The sequence below is a fragment of the Victivallis vadensis genome (assembly GCF_003096415.1).
GTDB lineage: Bacteria > Verrucomicrobiota > Lentisphaeria > Victivallales > Victivallaceae > Victivallis > Victivallis vadensis.
On the sequence record NZ_QEKH01000029.1, the window covers coordinates 61,399 to 67,741 of the forward strand.

Consider the following 6,343-nt stretch of genomic DNA (forward strand, 5'->3'; position numbering starts at 1 on the left):
CATGAAACTGCTCACCGAAACCCTCAATTCCATCGAACCGGCCAGCGCGGAACTCCGCGAACAAGCCACGCGCCGGATCGAATCGCTGACCATGCCCCACTGGGCGCTCGGACGGCTGCTCGACCTCGCGGTCGATCTCGCCGGAATGACCCGCAGCCTAGAATTTCCGGTCGCGCGCAAAACCGTGGTGCTGATGGCGGGCGACCACGGCATCGTCGCCGAAGGGGTCACCCCCCAGCCGTCAAGCGTGACCGTGCAGATGGTGCACAACTTCGTCGCGGGCGGCGCGGGCATCAACGCGGTCGCCCGCTCCACCGGAACCCGGGTGGTGGTGGCCGACCTCGGCGTCGCGGCGGACCTCTCCGACCTCGTTTCCGCCGGGAAGATTTTCGACTGCAAGGTCGCGCCCGGCACGTGCAACTTCGCGAAAGGCCCGGCGATGACCCGGCTTCAGGCGGTCGCGTCGCTGGAGGCGGGCATCGGACTGGCCCGCCGGCTCGCTCCCGAAACCGATGTGTTCGGCTCCGGCGAAATGGGGATCGGCAACACTTCGCCGAGTTCCGCGATCGTCGCGGTGCTCTCCCGGCAGGACCCGGGACCGCTGGTCGGCCCCGGCGCGGCGCTGCCCCAGTCCCGCCTCGCCCACAAGGCCGAAGTGATCCGACGCGGGATTGCGCTCAACCGGCCCGATCCCGCCGACGGCATCGACGTGCTCGCCAAAGTCGGCGGCTTTGAAATCGGCGGCATCGCGGGCCTCGCCCTCGGCGCGGCGGCGTTGCGCAAGCCGATGATGGTGGACGGCTTCATTTCAAGCGCCGGCGCCCTGATCGCCGCCGCGATCTCCCCGGCCGTCAAGGATTACCTGATCCTCGCCCACGGCAGCTCCGAGCCGGGCCACCGCACGATGGCACGGCTGCTCGGCAAAAAGCCGCTGCTCGACCTCGGCCTGCACCTCGGCGAAGGCTCCGGCGCGGCGCTGGCGATGCCGCTTCTGGACGCCGCCCGCGAAGTACTCACCGGCATGGCCACCTTTGAATCGGCCAACGTGACCAGCGAAGGAGTCCGGTAAGATGAGGCCGCTGCTCGCCGCCATCGGCACCCTGAGCGTGATCCCGCTCGGCAAATTCAATCCGACCGAGCGCGACCTCGAACGGGCCGCGAATTTCTTTCCGGTCGCGGGGCTGCTGTTCGCTCTGATCGCGTTTCCGTTCAGCTGTCTTGCGGCGCAGTATTTCGCTCCGCTCGCCGCCGCGATGGCCCTCGCGCTGCTGCCCGAACTCTTCACCAAAGGCTTCCACCTCGACGGCCTCGCCGACACCGCCGACGGCTTCCTGAGCAGCCGCCCCCGCGAACGCAAGCTCGAAATCATGCGCGACAGCCACATCGGCACGATGGGAGTGCTGGCGATCGTGATGCTGCTCGGCTTTAAATTCGCGCTGCTCGCGTCGATGAACCGCCCGGCGATGGCGCTCGCGCTGCCGCTGGCGCTGCTGAACGGCCGCTGCGCGGTCGTCTGGTACATCGCCGTCAGCAGTTACGCGCGCAAGGACGGCATGGGCGCAATCTGGTTCCGCCGCAAACCGGTCGCCGGATGGGTGCTCGGCTTCCTGCTCGCCTGCGGCAGCGGCTTCGGCTGCTTCGGGCTTCCCGGCGCGGCCGCCGGCGCGGCGGTGCTGATCTTCGCTCTGGCGTGGAGCCGGATCACCCGCGCCGTAATCGGCGGAGCAACCGGCGACACCATCGGAGCCTGCGAAGAACTTGCGGAGCTCCTGACCCTCGCCGCCCTGCTCGCCCTCCCCTAACCCCTTGGGGATTTCGCTCCTTTCGGAGCGAAATCCCCCGTGGATCGGGTATCGTCAAAGGGAAATCCCCTTGAGCTTCTGGTAGAGCGAAACCGCGTAGGAGTCGGTCATGCCGGAGACGTAATCGAGCACGTGCATCAACCGGTAATAGCCGCTCTGCCGCCACTGTTCACAACCGAGGTTCTCCTCCATATCCGGGATCAGCGCCGAAATGCGGCGGCTGCGGAACGAGGCGGTTTTGCCGCCGACCGCTTCCAGCGCCATCTCGTTCACGCACGGGACAAAAATATCCAGCATACCCGAAACCAGCTCGAAACCGGCCCCGATCACTTCGGCCACCTTGCGGTGATTGTAGATGTCGCGGGTGCTGCGGCTTTCGATCCGCCGCAGCGGCTCCTGACAGCCGACGTAGGAGAGCAGCGGCTTCGGCAGCGTTCCGGCCAGAAGTTCGTCGTGATGGTCGATGAACACCTGCGACACCTCCCGGACCAGCCGCCCGATCACCTGCGCGCGCAGAAACTCCGCCCGCCGGATCGGGGAACGGATCGTCGCGACGTATTCGGCGGAACGCTCCGAATCGATGATTTCCAGAAAAAGCCGTTCCAGCTCGGAATAGTCGATCAGCCCGAGCCGCTGCCCGTCCTCGAAATCCACGATCCGGTAGGCGATATCGTCCGCCGCCTCCACCAGATAGGAGAGCGGATGGCGCTGCCACGCCCACGGCCCGGCCTGCACCAGCCCGGTGCTTTCGGCGACTTCCTTGAAAAACTCCTGTTCCAGCCGGAAGAAGTTGAATTTCTTGCCCGCGACGCCGGAGGGTTTCGTTTCCACGCGCGAAGCGCACGGATACTTCGCAAACGCCCCCAGCGTCGCGCAGGTCAGCTGCATCCCGCCGGGCTGGTCGGGCATCTCCAGCCGGGTCAGCACCCGGAATCCCTGCGCATTGCCCTCGTAACGCTCAATGTCGGCGGCTTCGTCGTCGTTCATCATATTGCGCATCGGCTGCGCGACCGGCGAATGGGTGAACCAGTGACGGATCGCCTCCTCCCCGGCATGGCCGAGCGGAGGGTTGCCGATGTCGTGCGCGAGCGCGGCGGCGGCAACCGCCGCGCCGACGTCGCTCGGCTGTCCCCCGGCGGTGTCGAACTCCCTGCAGATGAAGACTCCGACCGCGGTTCCAAGCGAACGGCCGATCGAACTGGCTTCCAGACTGTGGGTAAGGCGGGTCCGCACGTAATCGGTCTTGGCCAGCGGGAACACCTGGGTTTTGTCCTGCAGCCGGCGGAACGAGCCGGAAAAGACGATCCGGTCGAAGTCGCGCTGGAACGGCGACCGGTCCTGCGAAATTACGCCCGGTTTCGAACTGCCGACCCGATGCGGCGAAAGAAGCGTTTTCCACTCCATGATACTTGACTCCAAAAGTTTACGTTTGCTATAAGATACCGGGACCGGGGGAGTTTATCAAGTCTTTCCGGTGGAAAATCGGCAATTTCGGTGCTATATTACTGTTTACAGGAGGAGAAAACATGAAATTTTTGGAGTTCTGGCGCCGGGAAGCGGATCGTTTTCAGGCGATCGTATTCGACATCGACGGCACGTTGCTGCGCGGCCCGCACCAACTGCCGGGCGCCGCAGAGCTGCTCGGCGAAGTGCGCCTTCAGAAGAAACCGCTCTTTTTCCTGACCAACGACGGCGACCACACGCTCGAACAGAAGTGCTCGTTTCTGGTGCGCGCCGGGCTGACCGCCCGTCCGGACGAGATCATAAACTGTCTTTCCGGCCTCGAATCGCAGGCGAAAAAGCACGACTGGGTCGGGCGCACCTTCTTCGCCGCCGGGGAACTCGGCGAACTCGAACGGGTCAGTTGCGTGAAACTCGAACGCGACCTCGGCCGCCTTGAACACTGTGCCGGAGTAATCCTCAGCGAAGGGGTCTACGACTGGCGGGTCAACTGGGAGGCGATCGTGAACTTCTTCCGCCGCCACCCGGAGCGGCTGTTCATCGTGCCGAACCCGGACGGCTACTGGCCCAGCCCGGCCAGCGGCATTTTCGGGATCGGCGCGGGCGGGCAGGCCCGCTGCATCCAGCTGATCTTAAAGGAGATGGGAGTCGAAATCGAACCGATCTACCTCGGCAAGCCCCATGCCGCGATCTACGAACACACCCTGTACGAACTGGAGCGCCGGTTCGGAGTTGAGCCCGAACCGGAATGCATCCTGATGCTCGGCGACTCCCTCGCCAGCGACGTGCGCGGCGCAAACCGGGCCGGTTTCACCTCCGCATTGGTTCTGACCGGCATCACCACGCCGGAGATGGCGGCCAACGCCGACGGCGAATTCCGCCCCGGCCTCATCTTCGACTCCATCGCCTGATCACCGGGAGACCGGCGCCGCCTCGAAACGGCAGCCGGGCCAAAGCGGGCCGCTTTCCAGAGACCAGCACTCCGCGCGACATTCACTGCCGATTAATGATTCAGTTTTCTTGAGATATCACTTGTTGTTTTGCGAAAACAAATTATAGATTTGCAATGGAAACAGCAAGATACTATATTACCTTGAATATGGCATTATTGCCTAATTCGGCGATCGTAGAGACGGTTATGGATGTCAGTTATAAAAAGTTATGAGAATGCTGATAGATCTTGACATGTCCAAAGGCGAATTACGCAGACGTTCCGGAATCAGTTCTGTTTCTCTTGCAATGGACGAAATTCAAAAATACCATGACACAGAGAATCTGAAATGTGTCGCCTATATGAAAAAAATCCGAATGGGGATAGTTATCGCCTTGAATCAGTCAAAAAATTTTTTAGGAAAATTTCGAATGGTGATTTTGTAAAAATGTATTTTCACGCAGTTGGGCAATGACAAAGAGCTCCAAAAGGTGAAAAACAGGTGAATGGATAATGTGTTTTTGTTCAGAACAGGAAACTATAGGTAGTGTCCGAAGTTTTGCGCACATTTGTTTCTGAGAGATTACAGATTTCAAACGTGACTTTGATGCAGCCGAAGCAACCGACCGGCCGAAAAGCTCCAGAGGAGCAGGTCGGTTGCGAAGGCGGAGCCTCTCGCCTTTTTACCTTATACCGCCTTCGTAAAGTTTGCAAGTATTTATATATTGGCGAGTGCCCCATTTCGTCGTGGAAATATGCCTTAGCCTGGCTCCGACCAGCATCATCGCCGAGTACCCATCCGGAAAGCTGCCGACAACCCGAGTTCGGCGACGAATCTCTTTCATAATGCGTTCGAGACCGTTATTCGTCCGCAATCGGCTCCAGTGCTCATACGGGAAGTCCATATAAGACAACGTTTTCTCTACGCTGGTTTCTACAAAACTTGCGATCCGTTCCAGTTTCATGGCGCGTAATTTTTGGGACACAAGAGCGGCTTTCTGTCGAGCGGCCTTTTTATCTTCTTGGGCATGAATTGCTTTCAGCATGGCGACAACCTCCCGGATATATTTCCAAGGACACATGGCGAAAGCATTTCGATACCAGTGCACAATGCACCGTTGCCACTTTGCTGTGGGAAAGAAATCTCCAATAATCTCATACAACCCCAGACATTTATCCGAAACGATCAGCCTTACGCCTTTGAGTCCACGTTCTTTCAAGTAACGCAAGAAGTTGCTCCAGGATTCTTTGTCTTCACGGCTGCCTTCCGCAACGCCGAGTATTTCACGGTATCCCTCATCGTTCACTCCGACCGCCACCAGAACGGAAACATTCTGAACCTCACCGCCCCAACTTCGTTTCAAATAGACTCCATCCACGAAAATATATGGATGCTCTCCCAAAATCGGTTGTATGCGCCATTCTTCGATTTTGCCGTATATCTTTTGATTGAGTTCGCTGACCGTACTCGAACTGACCTTCGTACCCCATAGGGCTTCCGTAATATCTTCCACGCGCCGGACAGACACGCCCGCCAGATACATCTCGATCAAGGCTTCTTCAACACTGCTTTGCTTTGTCTTATAACGCTCAATGATTTGTGTTTCAAACGGCAACGTTCGTAACGCGGAACCTGAAGTTCCACTTCGCCTGCCTTCGTCAAAAGCTTGCGCTTGTACGAACCGGCGCGGGTATCCTGCCGATCCGGACTGCGCTGATACCTAGACGCCTGACAAATCGCGTCGGCTTCCGCATTCAACAACGCATTCAACGTATCCTCGACGGACTGCCGAACCAGTACATCCAAGTGATCGCGAATCTCTCTTTCTGCGATTTTGATCGCTCCGGAGATTGCCTTTTCGTTTTCTTGCGCTACATTTTTCATAGCCTGTTTTCCTTTCGATTGATTGTTGTGTGATGACTGTAATCAATCAGAAAACAGGCTCTTTTTCAAGCTGCCTCATTTTCAGATGTGCGCAATTTGCAGGACGTTATCAAACTATAAGAATAAGAAACTTCTCTGGCATAGCTCTATAGCGTGGCTGATAAAACTTGATAATGTCCCAAATTTTGTGATGGGATGTGTTGTTTGACAAGGTTGCATCTGCCTTTTATTTTGAGTAACTCAAAATCTCAACATAAAGGGAAT

Annotated in this window: 4 protein-coding genes and 1 pseudogene; 3 read left to right on the forward strand and 2 right to left on the reverse strand. The window is 58.5% G+C overall.

All coding sequences use genetic code 11. The features are described 5' to 3' along the window. Position 1 precedes the first annotated feature (1 nt). Both cobT and cobS read left to right on the forward strand, forming a co-directional pair. Positions 2–1,069 (forward strand): nicotinate-nucleotide--dimethylbenzimidazole phosphoribosyltransferase, encoded by a 1,068-nt coding sequence (gene cobT, locus C8D82_RS15795; RefSeq protein ID WP_116885255.1) that lies wholly within the window; start codon positions 2–4, stop codon positions 1,067–1,069. A 1-nt stretch (position 1,070) separates the two neighbouring features. Further along, positions 1,071–1,802: an adenosylcobinamide-GDP ribazoletransferase gene (cobS, locus tag C8D82_RS15800; protein ID WP_116885256.1), complete on the forward strand. Its 732-nt coding sequence runs from the start codon at positions 1,071–1,073 to the stop codon at positions 1,800–1,802. 54 nt (positions 1,803–1,856) lie between these two features. Here the strand turns inward: cobS and C8D82_RS15805 are convergent, their stop codons facing one another. Continuing rightward, the gene (locus tag C8D82_RS15805; protein WP_116885257.1) at positions 1,857–3,206 is read right to left on the reverse strand and encodes a deoxyguanosinetriphosphate triphosphohydrolase; all 1,350 of its coding nucleotides are present in this window, start codon (positions 3,204–3,206) and stop codon (positions 1,857–1,859) included. 122 nt (positions 3,207–3,328) lie between these two features. Between C8D82_RS15805 and C8D82_RS15810 the strand changes: the two genes are divergently transcribed. Beyond that, on the forward strand, positions 3,329–4,174 hold the full coding sequence (locus C8D82_RS15810; protein WP_116885258.1) for an HAD-IIA family hydrolase: 846 nt from the start codon (positions 3,329–3,331) through the stop codon (positions 4,172–4,174). 703 nt (positions 4,175–4,877) lie between these two features. On the opposite strand, the pseudogene C8D82_RS15815 reads toward C8D82_RS15810, so the two are convergent. Then, positions 4,878–6,079: pseudogene (locus C8D82_RS15815) on the reverse strand (IS256 family transposase). Positions 6,080–6,343: the final 264 nt, after the last annotated feature.